The organism is Pseudomonas sp. N2-3-1-14, assembly GCF_041228395.1.
In the GTDB taxonomy this organism is placed as follows: domain Bacteria; phylum Pseudomonadota; class Gammaproteobacteria; order Pseudomonadales; family Pseudomonadaceae; genus Aquipseudomonas.
Map to the genome: position 1 here is coordinate 3190865 of NZ_CP166199.1, position 20345 is coordinate 3211209.

18 protein-coding genes are annotated in these 20345 nt (G+C 61.9%); 13 read left to right on the forward strand and 5 right to left on the reverse strand.

Annotation, left to right across the window (positions count from 1 at the left end; all coding sequences use genetic code 11):
• Positions 1-238 precede the first annotated feature (238 nt).
• The 12 genes from arnC (at position 239) to AB5I78_RS14680 (ending at position 13342) form a co-directional block, all read left to right on the forward strand.
• Positions 239-1279 carry an undecaprenyl-phosphate 4-deoxy-4-formamido-L-arabinose transferase gene (gene arnC, locus AB5I78_RS14625; RefSeq protein WP_145160790.1) on the forward strand — a complete coding sequence of 347 codons (1041 nt, stop codon included), beginning with the start codon at positions 239-241 and terminating at the stop codon, positions 1277-1279.
• Positions 1276-3267, forward strand: coding sequence for a bifunctional UDP-4-amino-4-deoxy-L-arabinose formyltransferase/UDP-glucuronic acid oxidase ArnA (gene arnA / locus AB5I78_RS14630; RefSeq protein WP_369302878.1), 1992 nt, complete (start codon positions 1276-1278; stop codon positions 3265-3267). The genes arnC and arnA overlap by 4 nt, the downstream gene beginning before the upstream one ends.
• On the forward strand, positions 3267-4151 hold the full coding sequence (gene arnD / locus AB5I78_RS14635; RefSeq protein ID WP_369302879.1) for a 4-deoxy-4-formamido-L-arabinose-phosphoundecaprenol deformylase: 885 nt from the start codon (positions 3267-3269) through the stop codon (positions 4149-4151). Before arnA ends, arnD begins: the two co-directional genes overlap by 1 nt.
• Entirely contained in the window at positions 4148-5803 is a 1656-nt protein-coding gene (arnT, locus tag AB5I78_RS14640; protein WP_369302880.1) for a lipid IV(A) 4-amino-4-deoxy-L-arabinosyltransferase, read from the forward strand. The genes arnD and arnT overlap by 4 nt, the downstream gene beginning before the upstream one ends.
• Positions 5800-6147: a 4-amino-4-deoxy-L-arabinose-phosphoundecaprenol flippase subunit ArnE gene (gene arnE, locus AB5I78_RS14645; RefSeq protein WP_056860014.1), complete on the forward strand. Its 348-nt coding sequence runs from the start codon at positions 5800-5802 to the stop codon at positions 6145-6147. The genes arnT and arnE overlap by 4 nt, the downstream gene beginning before the upstream one ends.
• Positions 6144-6557 (forward strand): 4-amino-4-deoxy-L-arabinose-phosphoundecaprenol flippase subunit ArnF, encoded by a 414-nt coding sequence (gene arnF, locus AB5I78_RS14650; protein ID WP_145160797.1) that lies wholly within the window; start codon positions 6144-6146, stop codon positions 6555-6557. The genes arnE and arnF overlap by 4 nt, the downstream gene beginning before the upstream one ends.
• The gene (locus AB5I78_RS14655; protein ID WP_369302881.1) at positions 6554-7933 is read left to right on the forward strand and encodes a UDP-glucose/GDP-mannose dehydrogenase family protein; all 1380 of its coding nucleotides are present in this window, start codon (positions 6554-6556) and stop codon (positions 7931-7933) included. The genes arnF and AB5I78_RS14655 overlap by 4 nt, the downstream gene beginning before the upstream one ends.
• A gap of 3 nt (positions 7934-7936) precedes the next feature.
• Complete coding sequence (locus AB5I78_RS14660) at positions 7937-9559, forward strand: ArnT family glycosyltransferase (protein WP_369302882.1); 1623 nt, start codon at positions 7937-7939, stop codon at positions 9557-9559.
• Positions 9560-9856: 297 nt separating this feature from the next.
• Complete coding sequence (locus tag AB5I78_RS14665) at positions 9857-10066, forward strand: type VI secretion system contractile sheath small subunit (RefSeq protein WP_277933606.1); 210 nt, start codon at positions 9857-9859, stop codon at positions 10064-10066.
• A gap of 175 nt (positions 10067-10241) precedes the next feature.
• A complete protein-coding gene (locus AB5I78_RS14670; protein ID WP_369302883.1) occupies positions 10242-10952 on the forward strand; it encodes an HPP family protein in 711 nt (236 codons plus the stop codon).
• Between the two features lie 131 nt (positions 10953-11083).
• Positions 11084-12187, forward strand: coding sequence for an enoyl-CoA hydratase/isomerase family protein (locus AB5I78_RS14675; RefSeq protein ID WP_369302884.1), 1104 nt, complete (start codon positions 11084-11086; stop codon positions 12185-12187).
• 3 nt (positions 12188-12190) lie between these two features.
• Complete coding sequence (locus AB5I78_RS14680; RefSeq protein ID WP_369302885.1) at positions 12191-13342, forward strand: acyl-CoA dehydrogenase family protein; 1152 nt, start codon at positions 12191-12193, stop codon at positions 13340-13342.
• Positions 13343-13601: 259 nt separating this feature from the next.
• Here AB5I78_RS14680 and AB5I78_RS14685 read toward each other — a convergent pair whose 3' ends face one another.
• The 5 genes from AB5I78_RS14685 to AB5I78_RS14705 are packed head-to-tail and all read right to left on the reverse strand — an operon-like array spanning position 13602 to position 19159.
• Complete coding sequence (locus AB5I78_RS14685; protein ID WP_145160811.1) at positions 13602-14375, reverse strand: enoyl-CoA hydratase; 774 nt, start codon at positions 14373-14375, stop codon at positions 13602-13604.
• Between the two features lie 11 nt (positions 14376-14386).
• Positions 14387-15514 (reverse strand): acyl-CoA dehydrogenase, encoded by a 1128-nt coding sequence (locus AB5I78_RS14690; protein ID WP_145160813.1) that lies wholly within the window; start codon positions 15512-15514, stop codon positions 14387-14389.
• A gap of 9 nt (positions 15515-15523) precedes the next feature.
• Entirely contained in the window at positions 15524-16708 is a 1185-nt protein-coding gene (locus AB5I78_RS14695) for an acetyl-CoA C-acyltransferase (protein WP_369302886.1), read from the reverse strand.
• Between the two features lie 12 nt (positions 16709-16720).
• Positions 16721-17488 carry an SDR family NAD(P)-dependent oxidoreductase gene (locus tag AB5I78_RS14700; RefSeq protein ID WP_145160817.1) on the reverse strand — a complete coding sequence of 256 codons (768 nt, stop codon included), beginning with the start codon at positions 17486-17488 and terminating at the stop codon, positions 16721-16723.
• A gap of 21 nt (positions 17489-17509) precedes the next feature.
• Positions 17510-19159 carry an AMP-binding protein gene (locus AB5I78_RS14705; RefSeq protein ID WP_262209620.1) on the reverse strand — a complete coding sequence of 550 codons (1650 nt, stop codon included), beginning with the start codon at positions 19157-19159 and terminating at the stop codon, positions 17510-17512.
• 226 nt (positions 19160-19385) lie between these two features.
• On the opposite strand from AB5I78_RS14705, the gene AB5I78_RS14710 reads away from it, so the two are divergent.
• Positions 19386-20279, forward strand: coding sequence for a bestrophin family protein (locus AB5I78_RS14710; RefSeq protein WP_369302887.1), 894 nt, complete (start codon positions 19386-19388; stop codon positions 20277-20279).
• Positions 20280-20345: the final 66 nt, after the last annotated feature.

Below are 20345 nucleotides of genomic sequence, written 5' to 3' on the forward strand. Positions count from 1 at the left end.
TTGGCCCCAGGACTTGAGAACGAGGCGCGTGTTATCGAACTAACTTGTTGATTACGCTTTACCTTTGAGACATTTCGTCTTTACTACGCTTGCCCATGGAAGAAATTATTGCCAGTCTCAGGAAGGTCGAATGAACACCGCAAACCCACGCTATGTTTAATCAGTTTTCTGAACCTTCAGCCGCTGATGACTGCTGTTTTCACGCGCCAACCTGCTCTAGCCCCGAGGTCATGAATCTTTGAAACCCTACCCTATTCATTGCGTGTCGATCGTCATCCCGGTCTACAACGAACAAGAGAGCCTGCCTGAATTGCTGCGTCGCACAAGCGCAGCCTGCAAGCAACTGGCCTACGAATACGAAATCATCCTGGTGGATGATGGTAGTCGCGACAACTCGGCCCAATTGCTGGAAGACGCTGCCGCGCAAGAAGGCAGCCATGTAGTGGCGGTGATCCTCAACCGTAACTACGGCCAGCATGCGGCGATCATGGCCGGCTTCGAGCAGTGCCGTGGCGAGGTGGTGATTACCCTCGACGCCGACCTGCAAAACCCGCCGGAAGAAATCCCGCGTCTCGTCGAGCAAGCCGCTCTGGGCTACGACGTGGTCGCCACCGTACGCAACAACCGCCAGGACTCGGCCTTCCGCCGCTGGCCCTCGCGCCTGATCAACCTGGCCGTGCAACGCTCCACCGGCGTGGCCATGACCGACTACGGCTGCATGCTGCGCGCTTACCGACGCACCATCGTCGACGCCATGCTTGCCTGCCGCGAGCGCAGCACCTTCATCCCGATCCTGGCCAACGGTTTTGCCCGCCACACCACGGAAATCCTGGTGCATCACGCTGAGCGTGAGCACGGCGAATCCAAATACAGCGCCATGCGCCTGATCAGCCTGATGTTCGACCTGCTGACGTGCATGACCACCACGCCGCTGCGCCTGCTGTCGATTGTCGGTTTCAGCCTGGCCGCCCTGGGCGTGCTGTTCGCCTTTGCACTGGTCGTCCTGCGCCTGGCCTTTGGTGCTCAGTGGGCCGGCGATGGCATGTTCGTGCTGTTCGCGGTGCTGTTCGTGTTCACTGGTGGCCAGTTCATCGGCATGGGCCTGCTGGGTGAATACCTGGGTCGCATGTACAGCGATGTGCGCGCCCGCCCCCGTTTCTTCATTGAAAAAGTGCTGCGCAACCAACCGGCAGCACCGGCACCCGTGGTCGTTGTTGACGGCCTGGTGTCCTCCCATACCTCCACTTCTACTTCTCCTTCCGATCAGGTTTCGTCATGAATTCAAAAGCTGTTGTCTTCGCTTACCACGATATTGGCTGTGCAGGCATTGAAGCCCTGCTGACCGCCGGCTACGACATTGCTGCCGTGTTCACCCATGCCGACGACCCCAAGGAAAACAATTTCTACGGTTCCGTCGCCCAACTCTGCGCCCGCAACGGCATCCCGGTGCACGCACCGGAAGACGCCAACCACCCGCTGTGGATCGAGCGCATCGCCAAGCTGAACCCGGATTTCATCTTCTCGTTCTACTACCGCAACCTGCTCAGCGAAGCCTTGCTGGCCACCGCCAAAAAAGGCGCGTTCAACCTGCACGGCTCCCTGCTGCCGCAATACCGTGGCCGTGCACCGGCCAACTGGGTGCTGGTCAACGGCGAAACCGAAACCGGCGTGACCCTGCACCGTATGGTCAAGCGCGCCGATGCCGGCCCGATCCTGGCCCAGCAGAAAGTCGTCATCGACCGTACCGACACCGGCCTGACCCTGCACGCCAAGCTGCGTGACGCCGCCACCAGCCTGCTGCGCGACGCACTGCCGCAACTGGCCCAGGGCAAACTGGCTGAAACCGCACAGGACGAGACCAAGGCCACCTACTTCGGCCGTCGCACCGCTGCCGATGGCAAGCTGGACTGGAAAAAGCCGGCTGAAGAGCTGTTCAACCTGGTTCGCGCCGTCACCCAACCGTACCCGGGCGCCTTCTGCGCTGTGGGCGAGCACAAACTGATCGTTTGGCACTCTGAAGTGGTCAAGGGCAACGAAGGCCTGGCACCAGGCCGCGTAATCAGCGTCAACCCGCTGCGCATTGCCTGCGGCGAAGACTCGCTGGTGGTCAAGTTCGGCCAGCGCAACGAAAACGGCCTGTACCTGGCCGGCCCTTCCCTGGCCGATGAATTGGGCCTGGTGGACGGTTCCGTGCTGCGCGGCGCCGAGTCCGGCCGCAAGCCACGCCGTACCCGTGTACTGATCCTGGGTGTGAACGGCTTTATCGGTAACCACCTGTCCGAGCGCCTGCTGCGTGACGACCGTTACGAAATCTACGGCCTGGACATCGGCTCCGACGCCATCGAGCGCCTGCGCAGCCACCCGAACTTCCATTACGTGGAAGGCGACATCAGCATTCACTCCGAGTGGATCGAGTACCACATCAAGAAGTGCGACGTGGTCCTGCCGCTGGTGGCCATCGCCACGCCGATCGAATACACCCGCAACCCGCTGCGCGTGTTCGAACTGGACTTCGAAGAGAACCTGAAACTGGTTCGCTACTGCGTCAAGTACAACAAGCGCGTGATCTTCCCGTCGACCTCCGAAGTCTATGGCATGTGCCAGGACCAGTACTTCGACGAAGACACCTCCAACCTGGTCGTCGGTCCGGTCAACAAGCAACGCTGGATCTACTCGGTCTCCAAGCAACTGCTGGATCGCGTGATCTGGGCTTACGGCGACAAAGGCCTGAAGTTCACCCTGTTCCGTCCGTTCAACTGGATGGGCCCGCGCCTTGACCGTCTGGACTCTGCGCGTATCGGCAGCTCCCGCGCCATCACCCAGTTGATCCTCAACCTGGTGGAAGGCACGCCGATCCGTCTGTTCGACGGTGGCGAGCAGAAGCGCTGCTTCACTGACATCGCCGACGGCATCGAAGCCCTTGCGCGCATCATTGATAACGACAATGACAACTGCAACGGTCAGATCATCAACATCGGTAACCCGGAAAACGAAGCCAGCATCCGTCAGTTGGGCGAAGAACTGCTGCGTCAGTTCGAAGCTCACCCGCTGCGCAGCAACTTCCCGCCGTTCGCCGGTTTCCGCGACGTAGAGAGCAAGGCGTTCTACGGCACCGGTTACCAGGACGTGGCACACCGCAAGCCAAGCATCGAAAACGCCAAGCGCCTGCTGAACTGGGAGCCTACCGTTGAGATGAGCGAAACCATCGGCAACACCCTGGACTTCTTCCTCAAAGAAGCCATGCTCGAAATCGCGGACAAAAAGTAATGAAGGCAGGCTTGCGCATTGACGTCGACACCTACCGTGGCACCCGTGAAGGTGTGCCGCGGTTGCTCGAATCCCTGGATGAAGCCGGGGTTAAAGCGACGTTCTTCTTCAGCGTTGGGCCGGACAACATGGGGCGCCACTTGTGGCGCCTGATCCGCCCGCAATTTCTGTGGAAGATGCTGCGTTCCAATGCCGCCGGGCTGTATGGCTGGGATATCTTGCTGGCCGGCACCGCCTGGCCGGGCAAACCGATTGGCCGTGACCTGGGGCATTTGATGCGCCAGGCCAAGGCTGCCGGCCATGAAGTCGGCCTGCATGCGTGGGATCACCACGGCTGGCAGGCCAACACCGGGCGCTGGAGCGAGGCACAACTCATCGAGCAGATCCGTCGTGGCGTTGACACCCTGAGCGACATCCTGGGTGAACGCATCGACTGTTCAGCTGCCGCCGGTTGGCGTGCCGATGAGCGTGTGGTGCAAGCCAAGCAAACGTTCAATTTTCGCTACAACAGCGATTGCCGGGGCACCAGCCTGTTTCGTCCGACCTTGGCCGATGGCAGTGCGGGCACCCCACAAATTCCGGTAGACCTGCCGACCTTCGACGAAGTCGTCGGGCCGGTAGTGGCTGCCAAAGACTTCAACAGCTTCATTCTTGACCGGTTTAGCGCGTCGAAGCTGAACGTCTACACGATCCACGCAGAAGTAGAAGGGATTCTGATGGCTGATGATTTTCGCCAGTTGCTTGCCCAGGCCGGGCAGCGCGGCATCGACTTCCAACCCCTGGGCGAGCTGCTGCCTGCGGATGTGACCACCCTGCCCCAGCAACATTTGGTGCGCGGCGTGTTGAGCGGCCGCGAGGGATGGCTCGGAGTGCAGCAGGCATGATCCGGCGCTGGGCATTGCCCCTGCTCCTGTTGGCGTTTGGTGTGTTTTACCTGTTACCGCTGGCCAGCCACGGCCTGTGGATTCCCGATGAGACCCGGTACGCGCAGATCAGCCAGGAAATGCTGCTGACCGGCAAATGGGCCTCGCCGCATTTCATGGGCATCCGCTACTTCGAGAAACCCGCTGCCGGCTACTGGATGATCGCGCTGGGCCAGGCGATCTTCGGTCAGAACCTGTTCGGCGTGCGCTTTGCCTCGGCCTTGAGTACCGGGCTGAGCATTGTGCTGGTTTACCTGGTGTCGCGCCGCTTGTGGAATGAGCCGCAAAAAAGCCTGGTCAGCACCGTGCTGTACATGAGCTTTGTCAGCGTGGCCTTGCTGGGTGGCTACGCCAACCTGGACCCGCAGTTCACCTTCTGGGTCAATCTGACCGGCGTTGCGCTGTGGTTCTGCTTTGACAGCAACACCCGCCAGGGCCGCCTGTGGTCCTGGGCGTTGCTGGGTTTTGCCTGCGGCATGGGGTTCATGACCAAGGGGTTTCTGGCCTGGTTGCTGCCGGTGTTGATCGCCCTGCCCTATGCGATCTGGCACAAGCGTTTTCGTGAGCTGCTCGGGTACGGCGTGGTTGCCGTGGTCGTCGCCATTATCGTCAGCCTGCCCTGGGCGCTGGCCGTGCACCTGCAAGAGCCGGATTACTGGAACTTCTTCTTCTGGCACGAACATATCCAGCGTTTTGCCGGTGACGACGCCCAGCACGCCGAGCCGTTCTGGTTCTACCTGCCGCTGATGGTCGCGTTCTCGCTGCCGTGGATTGCCCTGTTGCCGTCCACTATCAAACAGGCGTGGCTGCAAAAGCGCCTGCCGCAGACCGCCTACCTGTTGCTGTGGCTGCTGATGCCCCTGGCATTTTTCAGCCTGGCCAAAGGCAAGCTGCCGTCGTACATCATGCCGTGCCTGCTGCCGTTGGCCTTGTTGATGGGCTCGACCCTGAGCGACAAGCTTGCCCTGGGCCACGGCCGCGCATTGCGCATCAACGGCGGGTTGAACCTGGCGCTGGGTGTTCTGGCGGTGCTGGCGCTCAGCTGGTTCCAACTGAAAAAGCCCATGTATGAACACGGCGAAGAAACCTTCAGCCTGGTGCTGCTGTTCACCTTCCTGTTCGGCTGGATCGTGGTCAACCTGCTCCAGGCGGCGCGACCGCTGAAGCTGTGGGCCGCGCCGGTGATCGGCAGCTGGTTGCTGGTGGCATTGGTGCCCGCCGCGTTGCCGCATTCGGTGGTTTACAACAAGACCCCGGACCAGTTCATCATCGATCACCTGGACGAACTGCAACCCACTGCCTCCCTGCTCAGCAATGACCTTGGCGCGGCATCGGCGCTGTCGTGGCGCATGGGGCGTCCGGACGTCAGCCTCTACAACACGGTCGGCGAAGTGAAATACGGCATCGCCTACCCGGACACCGCGCACCGCAGGATCGACACCAACGAAGTCCAGCAATGGATGAGCGAGGCGCGCAAGAAAGGTTCTGTCGGTGTGGTGATGCGGGTCAAGGGTGACGATGAAGTCGCCGAAGTCAACCTGCTGCCCAAGGACGGTAAACGCTATGAGCAAGGCAACATCGTGATCCTGATTTTCCCACAGGCCGCGCAATGATCACCCTGCTTCTATTGCTGGGCGCATGCCTGCTGACGTGCATGGGCCAGGTCTCGCAAAAGTTTGCCGTCGAAAGCTGGCGCGACCAGCCAGACGGTTGGGCGCCCAAATTGCGCTCGCCGTGGCTGTGGTCGGCGCTGGTGTGCCTGGGCCTGGGCCTGTTGGTCTGGCTGCTGGTGTTGCAGCGTCTGGAAGTGGGCATCGCCTACCCGATGCTCAGCCTGAATTTTGTACTGGTCACGCTGATGGCGCGCTTTGTTTTTCATGAACACATCGACGGCCGGCACTGGCTGGGCGTGGCGCTGGTGATCGGCGGTGTGGTGTTGCTGGGGCGTCACGTATGAGCCGGGCTCAAGGCTTTGCCCTGGCCCTTGGCAGTGTCGGCCTGGTCAGCGCCGCCCAATTGGGCATGCGCTGGAGCATGACGCGCCTGCCGCTGCCAGCCGACTGGCTGAACGCGTTCAACAGCAATGCCATCGACCTTGGCGCCTTGGGCGTGGTGATCCTGGCGATCATCGCCTATGCGCTGTCGATGCTGTGCTGGCTCGGCGCACTCAAGCATTTGCCGCTGGGCCGCGCCTATTCGCTGCTCAGCATCAGCTACGCGTTGGTCTACCTGCTGGCTGCCAGCCTGCCGGTGTTCAACGAAGCTTTTTCGCTTTCAAAAACCCTGGGGGTGGCGTTGGTCATCCTCGGTGTTCTGGTTATTAACTCTCGTCGTGCTAGCGTTGCAAGCCCCAGGAATGCCCCATGAAAATCAGTGTATTTGGTAGCGGTTACGTCGGTCTGGTGCAGGCCACCGTATTGGCCGAAGTCGGTCACGATGTGATCTGCATGGACGTGGACAAGAGCAAGGTCGAGTCGCTCCAGAAAGGCCATGTGACCATCTTCGAGCCGGGGCTTGCGGCCATGGTCAAGGAAAACCTGGAAAGCGGGCGCCTGCACTTCACCTTCGATGAAAAGCTCGCGGTCGAACACGGTGAAGTGCTGTTTATTGCCGTGGGCACGCCGTCGGACGAGGACGGCTCGGCCGACCTCAAATACGTGCTGTCGGTGGGTGATGCCGTGTCCCGCCACCGCGTGGAGCCGGTGATCCTGGTTGAAAAATCCACCGTTCCCGTCGGCACCGGCGACACCCTGCGTGCGCACATCGAAAAGAACCTGCGCACCGCCGGCCGGCACCTGGAGTTCGATATCGTCTCCAACCCGGAATTCCTCAAGGAAGGCTCGGCCGTCGCCGACTGCCGCCGTCCGGACCGCATCATCATCGGCTGTGAGCGCGAGGAAGTGCGTGAAGTGATGCGCGACCTCTACGCGCCGTTCAACCGCAACCATGACCGCATCATCTTCATGGACCTGCGCAGCGCCGAACTGACCAAATACGCCGCCAACTGCATGCTGGCGACCAAGATCAGCTTTATCAACCAGATCGCCGAGCTGGCCGAACACCTGGGCGCGGACATCGAAGCCGTGCGCCTGGGCATCGGCGCCGACTCGCGGATCGGTTACCACTTCATCTACCCCGGTTGCGGCTACGGCGGCTCCTGCTTCCCCAAGGACATGCGCGCCTTGATCCACAGCGCCAAGCAAGCCAACTGCTCCAGTGACTTGCTGGAAGCCGTGGAAGCCATCAACCAGCGCCAGAAGAGCAAGCTGTTCGAGCGCATCAACGCTTACTTCCAGGGCAACCTGCAGGGCAAGACCTTTGCCTTGTGGGGCCTGGCGTTCAAGCCCAACACCGATGACATGCGCGATGCACCGAGCCGCGTGCTGATGGAAGCCTTGTGGGCCGCGGGCGCCAATGTCCGCGCATTTGACCCGGAAGCCATGCAGGAAACCCAGCGCATCTACGGCGACGAGTCACGCCTGACGCTGCTGGGCACGCCGGAATCGGCCTTGAGCGGCGCCGATGCGCTGATCGTCTGCACCGAATGGCAGCAGTTCAAGGCGCCGGATTTCGACCTGATCCACGCTCGCCTGAAAAACCCGGTGATCTTCGACGGTCGCAACCTGTATGACGGCGAACGCCTGGCACGCAAAGGCTTCAAGTACTTCCCGATGGGCCGTGGCGACTCGTGTGAACTGCCGATCCCTCAGCAAAACTGGGTAGAGCAGGTCAAGGAAGCCTGATACGTGAACAAAGCTTATCCGCCCCTGCTCACTGCAACGATCCGTCACCAGTCGCTGGGGCTTGGGCTCCTGGCGCTGGTGCTGTTTATTGCCGGCAACTGGCACCAGGCGATTATCGGGTTTGACTCGCGCTTCGTGGTGTTTGCCCAGGAAATGCTGCGTCATGGGCCGAGTTTTTTCCCCACGACCTACGGGCAGCCCTACGCCGATTACCTGGCCACCTCGACCGTGTTGACGTGGCTGTTCTCGTTGCCCCTGGGCCAGGTCACCAGCTTGACCGCCTGGTTGCCCACGGCCATCGCTTCGGCGCTGATCGTGGTGCTGGTGTATCGGCTGACGGCGCCCTACTCCGTGCGTTGGGGCCTGCTGAGTATTGCGATGCTGCTGCTCAGCAGCACGTTCATCAGTGAAACCCGGGCGGTGTCCCTCGACCAGATGCTCGCGGCGGTGGCCTTGGCGGTGTTTTACCTGGGTTATGCGCATGATCATTTCGCCAGCCCGAAACGCCTGCACTGGTTGTTCCTGTTGCTGATCATCGGCTTCGCCATCCGTGGGCCGATCGGCCTGGTAATTCCAACGGGCGTGCTGTGCAGCTATTACCTGCTCAACCGGCAGTGGCGCCAACTGTTCACCTTCGGCCTGATTGCCCTCGCGTTGCTGGCGGCCTGTGTGGGCCTGTTGCTGCTGCTGGCCAAGCTCAGCGGTGGCGAAGACTTCATGCAGGACGTGATCCGCATGCAGTTTCTGGGGCGCATGGATGGCACCGAAGGTTCCAGCGGCGCGCTGTATTACTTCACCAGCTCGCTGGGCAATTACGCCCTGGCCTATCCACTGGCACTGTTGGTGCTGGTGGCGGTGGCCGCTGGCGGGCGCCGCACGCCAGACCCGGCCTTGCAGCTGGTGTTGTATTGCGCAGCGGCCGGGTTGCTGGTGATGCTGGGCTTGTCGGTGCCTCAGGCAAAAAAGGCGCGCTACATCCTGCCGATGTTGCCGATGGCGGCGATCCTGGCGGCCTACCCGTTCCAGGTCACCCAGGGGCGGCTGTTTGCAGGGCTGCGCGCCTTGATGCTGGGCATCTGGACGCTGATGCCGGCACTGCTGGCCGTCGGGCTGGTGGTGGCGCGCCGGCGTTACGCAGAGCAACTGGGCAGCCTGGGGGTGATCTTCGGCGTACTGGGCGTGCTTCAGGTAGTGGCGCTGCTGGCGGTCTTCAACGTGCGGATACGCGCAACGGGGTCGGCCTTCGCTGCGGTGCTGGCGCTCTGGACGACTTACATCGTGGTGGTTGAACCCTTGGAGCGCGCGCTTTACGACACGCGCACCTTCACCCTTGCGGTCAAAGACCAGATCACGCAGCAGCCGGCGCCTGTGGTACTGCATGGTTTGGGCAAGGATGCGAAAGCCATCAAGTTCATGGTCAACTTCAACTGTGACAAGGTGCCGTTGTTTACCCATTCCTCAGCAGACCTGGCGCCGCTGCAAGGGCCTGCCTGGCTGGTGATGAGCGCGCAGGATTTCGAAAACCTGCAGGATCCGCGCTTGAAATCGGTTACGCCGACGCTCACCGGGGAGTTCGACAAAGACCCTTATGTGTTGCTGCATCTGGAGAAAACCCCGGCGCCCTGATCGCAGTATTGGCCCCGTGTACAAGACGACGCCCACTTCAACAAGAGTGGGCGTTTTCATTATCGCAACCGAGAAAGCACCTACACAGCTATGCGTAATGGCTGGTGCACTTTGTCTTCCGGCGCCTGGAACCCAAATGTAGACTCGTTTGCCAGGTGCGGTAACCCATTACAGCCCCAACGTGTGGCTTATCTCGCCAGCTCGAGGCTGGCGCACCCTGGATAACAAGGACGCAGTAGGCTGCCCATACACACGGCGGCTTACGCATACGAGGGCAATGCCGTGGCGGAAGATCCGATGTCAATTCCCGTGCCGAGGCTGGATCGGTTGATGGCGCTGCGCGACGCCCTGGTGGCGTTGAAGGGGCCACTGGCCAGCGACCTGACACTGCAGCAAAACCTGCAAAAACAGCTGTTCAATGAAGAGATCGACAGGCGCGTACTGGGCCATATCAGCCCACCCTTTGCGCAGATGACGCGCCTGATTCCTTTCGGCGAAGTCATTTAAGCTCACTCAAAGCGATTTGAGTTCAATAAACTTGCACTCAATCCTCATTAATATGCAGTGGAGCCCATCAGCAAAGGTCGGCACACTGTGCAGGTTCCTCCCCAAACGTTGGAAAGGGCTTTTCCGGGCAACCAGGCAAGCCTTTTTTTTCGCCCGCACTTTCAGGACCCTTTGAATGCTTACCCGTTGGTTACCTGCTGCAATCAATACCCGCCCTGCTGAATGGAGCCGTGCCGCGATCGGCATGGCCTTGGGCACGCTGTTCAGTGTCTGGCTGTGCGCCCAAGTGTTTGGCATGCAGGTCGCGCTGCACCTGCTCGGCCCGCTCGGTGCCTCGGCTGTGTTGCTGTTTGCGGTGTCTTCCGGTGCGCTGGCTCAACCCTGGTCGATCATCGGCAGCTATTTGTGCGCGGGCGTGGTGGCACTGCTGGTCGCCCGTGTATTGGGGCGTACGCTGGGCAGCGCGTGCCTGGCGGCGGGCATGACCGTTATCCTGATTTGCTGGCTGCGTTGCCTGCACCCGCCGGCCGGTGGCCTGGCGATGACGCTGGTACTGGCAGACCCGGCCTCCATGGCCCTTGGATGGCAGGAACTGGCGCCGGTCATGCTCGGCGCGGGTGCGCTGCTGACGTGTGCACTGGCATATAACAACGCCACGCGCACGCGCTATCCCAGGGGTGCGGTCGAGTCGCCTGCGGCGGTCATTGGCAGTGCGGCGGCCGCAACAGACCCGGCAATCACGGCGGCCGACTTGAAGCTGGCGCTGGCCGAGATGGAGCAGTTTTACGATGTGCAACCTAGCGAACTCGAACAGTTGATCCATGCCGCAGAAGGCCATGCACGACGCCGCAGCGTCGGCGAAGTACTGGCCCGTCGCGCCGCCTGAGCCTGCGTGCATAAATGCAAAAACGACCTGCATGATTCCGGGTTGTACTGGGCAAATTTGCACTGGTACGATCGCGAGAGGGTTCCTCCGCGAACATCTTGATAAAGAACAATAAAAGCAGGGAGTTACAGATGACTGCTCAGGTTTCATCCGAAGCAAGCCGCGCCGAAATTCTTCAGGACGAAGTGCTGGCCGACGTTCGCAACCACATTGGCCACCTTACCCTCAATCGCCCCGCTGGCTTGAATGCCATCACCCTGGACATGGTTCGCAGCCTGACGGCGCAGTTACAGGCCTGGGCGGATGACCCGCAGGTCTACGCCGTGGTGCTGCGCGGCGCTGGCGAAAAAGCCTTTTGCGCCGGTGGCGACATCCGTTCGCTGTACGACAGCTTCAAGAACGGCGACAGCCTGCACGCCGACTTCTTCGTCGAGGAGTACGCCCTCGACCTGGCCCTCCACCATTACCGCAAACCCGTCCTGGCGTTGATGGACGGGTTCGTGCTCGGCGGCGGCATGGGCCTGGTGCAAGGCGCTGATCTGCGCGTGGTCACCGAGCGCAGCCGCCTGGCGATGCCGGAAACGGCCATTGGATATTTTCCGGATGTGGGCGGCAGCTACTTCCTGCCGCGCATACCCGGCGAGGTGGGGATTTACCTGGGCGTCACCGGCGTACAGATCCGCGCGGCCGACGCGTTGTATTGCGGGTTGGCAGACTGGTATCTGGAGAGCACCCGGCTCACTGACCTGGACCAGAAACTCGACCGCCTGCAATGGCAGGACTCGCCGCTCAAGGACCTGCAAGGCGTGCTCGCCAAACTGGCCGTCCAGCAATTGCCCGACGCGCCGCTGGCAGCATTGCGCCCGGCTATCGACCATTTCTTCGCCCTGCCAGACGTGCCAAGCATCGTCGAGCAGTTGCAGCAAGTCACCGTCGCCGACACCCATGAGTGGGCGCTGAACACCGTCGCCCTGATGCAGACCCGCTCACCGCTGGCGATGGCCGTTACCCTGGAAATGCTGCGCCGTGGCCGCCGCCTGCCGCTGGAGCAGTGCTTCGCGCTGGAATTGCACCTGGATCGCCAGTGGTTCGAGCGCGGCGACCTGATCGAAGGGGTGCGCGCGTTGATCATCGACAAGGACAAAACGCCGCGCTGGCGCCCAGCCACGATCCACGACCTGGACGCCAGCCATGTGGAGAGCTTCTTCCACGACTTCAAGCAGTTTGGGAGATAAGCCATGCAAGATATTGAATATACTGAAGAACAAGTGATGATTCGCGACATGGCGCGCGACTTTGCCCGCGGTGAAATCGCGCCCCACGCCCAAGCGTGGGAGAAAGCCGGTTGGATCGATGATGCCCTGGTCGCCAAGATGGGCGAACTGGGCCTGCTGGGGATGGTGGTGCCCGAAGAATGGGGCGGCACCTATGTCGATTACGTCGCCTACGCCCTGGCGGTTGAAGAAATCTCGGCCGGCGACGGCGCCACCGGCGCCCTGATGAGTATCCATAATTCAGTCGGTTGCGGGCCAATCCTCAACTACGGCACACAAGCGCAGAAAGAAACCTGGCTGCCCGACCTTTCCAGTGGCCAGGCCATCGGCTGCTTTTGCCTGACCGAACCCCAGGCGGGTTCCGAAGCCCATAACCTGCGCACACGCGCCGAACTGCGCGATGGCCAGTGGGTGATCAATGGCGCCAAGCAGTTTGTCAGCAACGGCAAACGCGCCAAGCTGGCCATTGTGTTTGCGGTGACGGATCCGGACTTGGGCAAACGCGGCATTTCCGCGTTCCTGGTGCCCACCAGCACGCCAGGGTTTGTGGTTGACCGCACAGAACACAAGATGGGCATTCGCGCGTCGGATACCTGCGCCGTCACCCTCAACCAGTGCACGGTGCCCGAAGCCAATTTGCTCGGTGAGCGTGGCAAAGGCTTGGCCATTGCCCTGTCCAACCTCGAGGGCGGGCGCATCGGCATTGCTGCCCAGGCCCTGGGCATCGCCCGCGCGGCCTTTGAGGCGGCGCTGGCGTATGCGCGCGATCGCGTGCAGTTCAACCAGGCGATTATCGAGCACCAGAGTGTCGCCAACCTGTTGGCCGACATGCAAACCCGCCTGAATGCCGCGCGGTTGCTGATCCTGCACGCCGCGCGCCTGCGCAGTGCCGGCAAGCCGTGCCTGTCGGAAGCGTCCCAGGCCAAGCTGTTCGCCTCGGAAATGGCCGAAAAGGTCTGCTCCTCCGCGATGCAGATTCACGGTGGGTATGGGTATCTGGAGGATTATCCGGTGGAGCGTTACTACCGGGATGCGCGGATCACGCAGATTTACGAGGGCACCAGCGAAATTCAGCGGATGGTGATCGCGCGCGAGCTGAAAAACTACCAGCTCTAAGCCAATACCGGCTGTGTAGGCGCTGGCCTGCCGGCGATGCAGGCACCTCGGTTCACGTGCCGGACCGAGGTGAGGCTATCGCAGGCAAGCCAGCTCCCACATCAAGCGCTCACCAGGCTAATCAACACGCCGCAAAACCAAAGTGGGAGCGGGCTTGCCCGCGAATACGGCGTATCAGTCAGCGAATGGATCGACTGATCCAGCGCATTCGCGAGCAAGCCCGCTCCCACAAGTTGCGTTTCAGTAGTCCTGAAGCCGGTTACTTATCTTTGAACTCCGGCGCGCGCTTGGCCACAAACGCTGCCATCCCTTCCTTCTGATCCTGCGTTGCAAACGCCGCATGGAACACCCGGCGCTCAAAGCGCACGCCTTCGGAAAGGCTCACTTCAAACGCGCGGTTCACGCTTTCCTTGACCATCATGCTGATCGGCACGGATTTGCCGGCGATCAGCGTCGCCACCTTCAGCGCCTCTTCGAGCAGCTCATCCGCCGGCACGATACGCGCCACAATCCCGCAACGCTCGGCTTCCACCGCATCGATAAAGCGCCCGGTCAGGCACATTTCCATGGCCTTGGCCTTGCCCACCGCGCGGGTCAGGCGCTGGGTGCCGCCCATGCCCGGCAGCACGCCGAGGTTGATTTCCGGCTGGCCGAACTTGGCGCCGTCGCCGGCAAGGATGAAGTCGCACATCAACGCCAGTTCACAGCCGCCGCCCAAGGCAAAGCCGTTGACGGCGGCAATAATTGGCTTGCGGCGGTTGGCCACGCGGTCGCTGTCGCTGAACAGGTCGTCCAGGTAAATCTGAGGGTAGGTCAGCTCGGCCATTTCCTTGATGTCGGCACCGGCGGCGAAGGCTTTTTTCGAGCCGGTCAGCACGATACAGCCGATTTGCGGGTTGGCTTCCAGGCTGTCCAGCGCCTGGTTCAACTCGCTGACCAGTTGCGCATTCAAGGCGTTCAGGGCTTGCGGGCGATTAAGGGTAATCAGCCCGACGCGGTCCTGGACCTCGAGCAAAATGGTTTCGTAACTCATCTAATGGCTCCTTAAAGATTGCGTGAGATGACCATGCGCTGGATATCGCTGGTGCCTTCGTAAATCTGGCAGACCCGCACATCGCGGTAGATCCGCTCCAAGGGAAAGTCGCTCAGGTAACCGTAACCGCCCAAGGTTTGCAAGGCGGCCGAGCAGACTTTTTCGGCCATTTCCGAGGCGAACAACTTGGCCATCGAGGCCTCGACCAAGGCTGGCTTGCCGCTGTCACGCAGGGCGGCGGCGTAATGCACCATCTGCCGGGCGACGGCAATTTGCGTGGCCATGTCCGCCAGGCGAAACGCCACGGCCTGGTGTTCGATCAAGGTTTTGCCGAAGCTTTCGCGCTCGCGTGCATAGTCACGCGCGGCTTCAAATGCCGCGCGCGCCATGCCCACCGATTGCGAAGCGATGCCGACGCGGCCGCCTTCAAGGTTGGCCAGGGCGATCTTGTAGCCTTCGCCCTCCTCGCCCAATCGGTTGGCAACCGGCACCTTCACGTCTTCAAACAGAATCTGGCAGGTGTCGGACGCATGCTGGCCGAGTTTGTCTTCGACCCGCGCCACGGTGTAACCGGGGGAATCGGTGGGCACGATAAACGCGCTGATCCCGCGCTTGCCGGCGGCCGGGTCGGTGACCGCAAACACAATCACGATCCCGGCGTTTTGCCCGGAGGTGATGAACTGTTTGCAGCCATTGAGCACGTAGTGATCGCCGTCCAGGCGCGCGCGGGTTTTCAGGCTGCTGGCATCGGAACCGGCCTGCGGTTCGGTCAGCGCAAAGGCGCCGAGCATGGCACCGCTGGCCAGCGGCTTGAGGAACTGCTCTTTCTGCTGATCGTTGCCGAATTTTAGAATCGGCACGCAGCCCACCGAGTTGTGCACGCTCATGATGGTCGAGCAGGCGCCGTCACCGGCGGCGATTTCTTCCAGCGCCATCGCATAGGCCAGGTAACCGGTGTCGCAGCCGCCCCACTGTTCCGGCACCAGCATGCCGAAAAAGCCCAGCTCGGCCATTTCGCCGATGGCTTGCTTGGGAAAGCGGTGCTCGCGGTCCCACTCGGCAGCGAAAGGTTTCAAGCGCTCCTGGGCAAATTGCCGGGCCGCGTCGCTGATTTGCAGTTGTTCGTCATTGGGCAGCATAAAAAGTCCTTAATACACGCATTCGACGGCCATGGCCGTGGCTTCACCGCCGCCGATACAAATGGCCGCAACGCCGCGCTTGAGGCCTTTCTGGCGCAGCGCCGAGAGCAAGGTCACCAGGATGCGCGCGCCCGAAGCGCCGATCGGATGCCCCAGCGCGCAGGCGCCGCCGTGAATGTTGACCTTGCTGTGGGGGATTTCCAGCTTGCTCATGGTCACCAGGCTGACCACCGCAAAGGCTTCGTTGATCTCGAACAAATCCACGTCGCCAAGGTGCCAGCCGGTCTTGCTCATCAGCTTGCGAATCGCCCCCACCGGCGCCACCGGGAACAGCCCCGGCTCGTCGGCGAACGCCGCGTGCCCATGAATGATTGCCAGCGGTTTGTGCCCACGCTTTTGCGCTTCAGACTGACGCATCAGCAGCAGCGCCGCCGCGCCGTCGGAGATCGAACTGGAGTTGGCCGCCGTCACCGTACCGCCTTCGCGGAAGGCCGGTTTCAGGCTGGCGATCTTGTCCAGCTTGGCTTTGGGGGGCTGTTCGTCATGCAGGATGGTTTTTTGCTCTTTACCGACGGTGACCTGCACCGGGACGATTTCGGCGGCGAAGCTGCCGTGGGTGATTGCCTCTTGGGCACGGGTCAGCGAGGCGATGGCGAAGGCGTCCTGGGCTTCACGGGTAAAGCCGTTGTGCTCGGCACAGTCTTCGGCAAAGGTGCCCATCAGGCGGCCCTTGTCGTAAGCGTCTTCGAGGCCGTCGAGGAACATGTGGTCGAGCACCTTGCCGTGGCCCATGCGGTAGCCGCTGCGCGCGCGGTCCAGCAGGTACGGCGCGTTGGACATGCTTTCCATGCCACCGGCCACCACCACCTCGACGCTGCCGGCCAGCAGTGAGTCGTGGGCGAGAATGGTCGCCTCCATGCCCGAACCACACATTTTGTTCAGCGTGGTGCAGCGCGTGGCCTTGTCCAGCCCGGCGCCCAATGCTGCCTGACGCGCAGGCGCCTGGCCGAGACCTGCGGGCAATACGCAGCCAAACAGCACTTCATCCACCGCGTCCGGGGCGATGCCGGCGCGTTCGACGGCGGCGCGAATCGCGGCGGCCCCCAGTTGCGGCGCAGTCAGGCCCTTGAGGTCGCCCTGGAAACCGCCCATGGGCGTGCGGACGGCGCTGACGATAACAATCGGATCGTGCATGAAAAATTCTCCTTACTTGGCGGCCATGCGCAAGGCGCCGTCGAGACGGATGACCTCGCCATTGAGCATGCTGTTTTCAATGATGTGCCGCACCAGCGCGGCGTACTCGGCCGGTTTGCCCAGGCGTGGCGGAAATGGCACGCCAGCGGCCAGGGAATCGCGCACCTCTGGGGTCATGCCGGCCATCATCGGCGTTTCGAAAATGCCCGGGGCGATGGTCATGACCCGGATGCCGAAGCGCGCCAGTTCGCGAGCAGCAGGCAGCGTCAGGCTGGCGATGGCGCCTTTGGACGCGGCATACGCCGCCTGGCCGATCTGCCCGTCAAAGGCGGCCACCGACGCGGTATTGATGATCACGCCGCGCTCGCCGTCGGCATTCGCCTCGGTTTCAGCGATAGCGGCGGCGGCCAGGCGCAGCAGGTTGAAGCTGCCGACCAGGTTGACGTTGATCACGTGGGCAAAGCTTGCCAGCGCGTGCGGGCCGTTCTTGCCGAGGATTTTTTCGCCACGCACCACACCGGCGCAGTTCACCAACCCATGCAAACCGCCGAACGCGGCGACGGCGGCTTGCACGGCCGCTTCGGCAGCCGCTTCCTGGCTGATGTCCGCCACGGCGCTGCGGGCGTTATCGCCCAACTGCCGGGCCTTGGCCGCGACGGCTTCGGCGTTGAGGTCCACCAGCATCACCTTGGCGCCGGCGGCTACCAGCATGTCAGCGGTGGCCGCGCCGAGGCCCGAAGCGCCGCCGCTGACCAGGAATACCTTGTTTTCAATCTGCATCTTGATTTCCTTTGAAAGGGATCACGCCAAGGCTGCTTGAGCCTTGGCGATTTCCTGATTACGCAAAATAAAACGTTGCAGCTTGCCGCTCGGGGTTTTCGGCAAGTCGCTGACAAATTCGATTTCTCGCGGGTAGGCATGCGCGGCGAGGCGCTTGCGCACGTGCAGGCGCAGCTCTTCGGCCAACTCAGGCGTGGCGCGGTATTGCTCGTTGATCACCACAAAGGCTTTCACCAGCTCGGTGCGTTCCGGGCAGGGCTTGCCGACCACGGCGGCTTCGACCACGGCCGGGTGCTCGACCAAGGCGCTTTCCACGTCGAAGGGCCCGACGCGGTAGCCAGAGGTGGTGATCACGTCATCACTGCGCCCGACAAAACTGATGCTGCCGTCCGGGTTCAGCTCCACGGTGTCGCCGCTGAGGTAGTACTTGCCGACAAAGGCCTTGGTCTTCACGCCGTCGTAACCGGCGAACCAGCACATCGGCGACTGTTCGCGGTCAATGGCGAGAATGCCCGGCTGGCCGGCGGGCAGTTCCTGATGGTTGTCATCGAGCACCACGATGCGGTGCCCCGGCGAGGCAAACCCGGCTGAGCCGACATGCACCGGATGCGCCAGGCCGTGGTGGTTGCACAGCACCATGCCCAGTTCGGTCTGGCCATAGTGGTCGTGGATGGTCACGCCCAGGTTATCGGCGAACCAGCGGATTACTTCCGGGTTCAGGGGTTCGCCGGCGCTGCTGACAATGCGCAGCTTGCCCTTGATCGCGCGGGCGAACTGCTCACCGCCGGCGATCAGCAGGCGGTACGCGGTCGGCGAGCCCGTCAGGTTGGTGATGCCGTACTTGTTGATCACCCGGCAGGTGCTCTCCAGGGTGAACGGCCCATCGTAAAAGGTGATCGGGTGGCCCATGGACAACGGCCCGGTCACGCCAAAATAGATGCCGTAAGCCCAACCCGGGTCGGCAACGTTCCAGAACGCGTCTTCGGGGCGAAGGTCTACTGCGTCGCGGGTGTAGCGCTGAAAGGCAACGATGGCCTTGAGCGGCACCGACAGGGCTTTCGACGGGCCGGTGGTGCCCGAGGTGAACATCAGCAGAAACGGCGCGTCACCGTCCAGCATCACCGGCTCGCAGGCGTTGGAGTAATTCGGCAATTCAGCCCAGAAGCTGTAGTCGCCGCGCACGATGCCTTCGCCTTTGGGCCCGGCGACGGTGACGATAGTCGGGCAACCTTCCACGTCCACAAGCTTGGGCCGGTTCACCGCGTCGGTGACCACCAGCGCGGCGCCGGAGCTGCTCAAGCGATGTTCGATGGCCTTGGGCCCGAAGGCGGTAAACAGCGGCTGATAAACCGCGCCGATACGCCAGGTGGCGAACACCACCACCAGCAATTCTGCGGTGCGCGGCAGCAGGCCGGCCACCTTGTCGCCGCGTTTGACGCCCTGGGCCAGGAGGAAATTGGCGAAGCGGGCGGCCTGGTCCTGCAAGTCGGTGAAGGTGGACGTGGCGCTGCGCCCGTCCTTGCCTTCCCAGAACAGCGCGATGCGGCCCGGCAGTGCGTGCCGGTCGCAGCATTCCACGCAGGCATTGAGCGCCTGCAGGTTGCCGGCCAGTGCGGCGTCGACGGTGTGCTGGTAATCAAACTCGGTAGTGGCAGCCAAATACTCACGCATCGCTTCAAATCCTTGTGGTTTTTATTTTCAGGACGTTTTTGAGCACGTAAACCGTGGAAATAGTCGCTCTGCAGCGTTACAGCAGCAATGGTCAAAGCCTTCAACTTGGCTGACTGGTTTGGCCAATCATTGATCGCGCTGATCAGCCGGTCAGTTCAAGTGATTGGACGCTCGCCGGGGTTGCTTCTAACCTTGGGGCCTGCGCCACCGAAGAAGCTTGCCTGCAATGATCGTTCGTCCCAAACCCAACCTCCTGGGTATCCTGTTTTCCCTCAAGGGCTCGATTGCCAAGCGCATCGCGCTGCGCAGCCTGCTGGTGACCTTGCTGGCCTCGGTGATCGTGCTGGTTGAAACCCTGCACCCGGCGTACTTTTCCAAGGTCAACGCCACGCCGTTCACCTTGCTGGGCTTGTCGTTGTCGATCTTCATGAGCTTTCGCAACAACGCCTGCTATGACCGCTGGTGGGAAGGCCGCAAGCAGCTGGGGCAAATGATCATCGATGTGCGCTCGCTGATCCGCGAAACCCAGGTGCTGACTGAACCGGTTGAGCGCAGTGGGTTACTGCGCGGCTTGTGCGGTTTTGCCCATGGCCTGATTGCGCGCCTGCGCCATGAAGACGAGGCCGGCGCCATCACGCCGTGGATCGGCGTTGAGCGCGCGCACCCAAACTTGCCTGACGCTGTGCTGCAACAACTGGGCGCGCGCTTTTGCGGGCTGGCCGAGCAAGGCATCATCAGCGAATGGCGCTACACCCAGCTGGAAACCCGACTGGTCAGCCTCAGCCAGGTGCAGGCGTCGTGCGAGCGGATCAAGCACACGCCGCTGCCCTTCCCTTACACGCTGCTGCTGCACCGCACCATTTACCTGTTCTGCATTCTGTTGCCGTTTGCCATGGCCGAGCCGTTGGGCTGGCTGACGCCGGTGTTCACCGCCATCGTCAGCTACACCTTCTTTGGCCTGGACGAAATTGGCGACGACCTGGAAGACCCGTTCGGCTTTGATGAAAACGACCTGCCGAGCAATGCCATCGTGCGCACATTGGAGCGCGAGATCCTTGCCGCTCTGGGCGAAAGCGACTTGCCGCCGGCCCTGGAACCCGTTGATTACGTGCTGAGCTGATGCGGGTTTGACACTCGCCGTGGTCTGACCGAAGCTGATGGCTTTGCACTAGCTGCCACCAGCTTT

Coding starts and splice junctions, on each gene's coding strand:
- AB5I78_RS14655 (WP_369302881.1), top strand. CDS start 6,554: ATGAAAATCAGTGTATTTGGTAGCGGTTACGTCGGTCTGGTGCAGGCC.
- AB5I78_RS14695 (WP_369302886.1), bottom strand. CDS start 16,708: ATGCACGATCCGATTGTTATCGTCAGCGCCGTCCGCACGCCCATGGGC.
- arnF (WP_145160797.1), top strand. CDS start 6,144: ATGAGCCGGGCTCAAGGCTTTGCCCTGGCCCTTGGCAGTGTCGGCCTG.
- AB5I78_RS14700 (WP_145160817.1), bottom strand. CDS start 17,488: ATGCAGATTGAAAACAAGGTATTCCTGGTCAGCGGCGGCGCTTCGGGC.
- AB5I78_RS14705 (WP_262209620.1), bottom strand. CDS start 19,159: ATGCGTGAGTATTTGGCTGCCACTACCGAGTTTGATTACCAGCACACC.
- arnA (WP_369302878.1), top strand. CDS start 1,276: ATGAATTCAAAAGCTGTTGTCTTCGCTTACCACGATATTGGCTGTGCA.
- AB5I78_RS14690 (WP_145160813.1), bottom strand. CDS start 15,514: ATGCTGCCCAATGACGAACAACTGCAAATCAGCGACGCGGCCCGGCAA.
- arnT (WP_369302880.1), top strand. CDS start 4,148: ATGATCCGGCGCTGGGCATTGCCCCTGCTCCTGTTGGCGTTTGGTGTG.
- AB5I78_RS14665 (WP_277933606.1), top strand. CDS start 9,857: ATGTCAATTCCCGTGCCGAGGCTGGATCGGTTGATGGCGCTGCGCGAC.
- AB5I78_RS14675 (WP_369302884.1), top strand. CDS start 11,084: ATGACTGCTCAGGTTTCATCCGAAGCAAGCCGCGCCGAAATTCTTCAG.
- arnE (WP_056860014.1), top strand. CDS start 5,800: ATGATCACCCTGCTTCTATTGCTGGGCGCATGCCTGCTGACGTGCATG.
- AB5I78_RS14680 (WP_369302885.1), top strand. CDS start 12,191: ATGCAAGATATTGAATATACTGAAGAACAAGTGATGATTCGCGACATG.
- AB5I78_RS14685 (WP_145160811.1), bottom strand. CDS start 14,375: ATGAGTTACGAAACCATTTTGCTCGAGGTCCAGGACCGCGTCGGGCTG.
- arnD (WP_369302879.1), top strand. CDS start 3,267: ATGAAGGCAGGCTTGCGCATTGACGTCGACACCTACCGTGGCACCCGT.
- AB5I78_RS14670 (WP_369302883.1), top strand. CDS start 10,242: ATGCTTACCCGTTGGTTACCTGCTGCAATCAATACCCGCCCTGCTGAA.
- AB5I78_RS14710 (WP_369302887.1), top strand. CDS start 19,386: ATGATCGTTCGTCCCAAACCCAACCTCCTGGGTATCCTGTTTTCCCTC.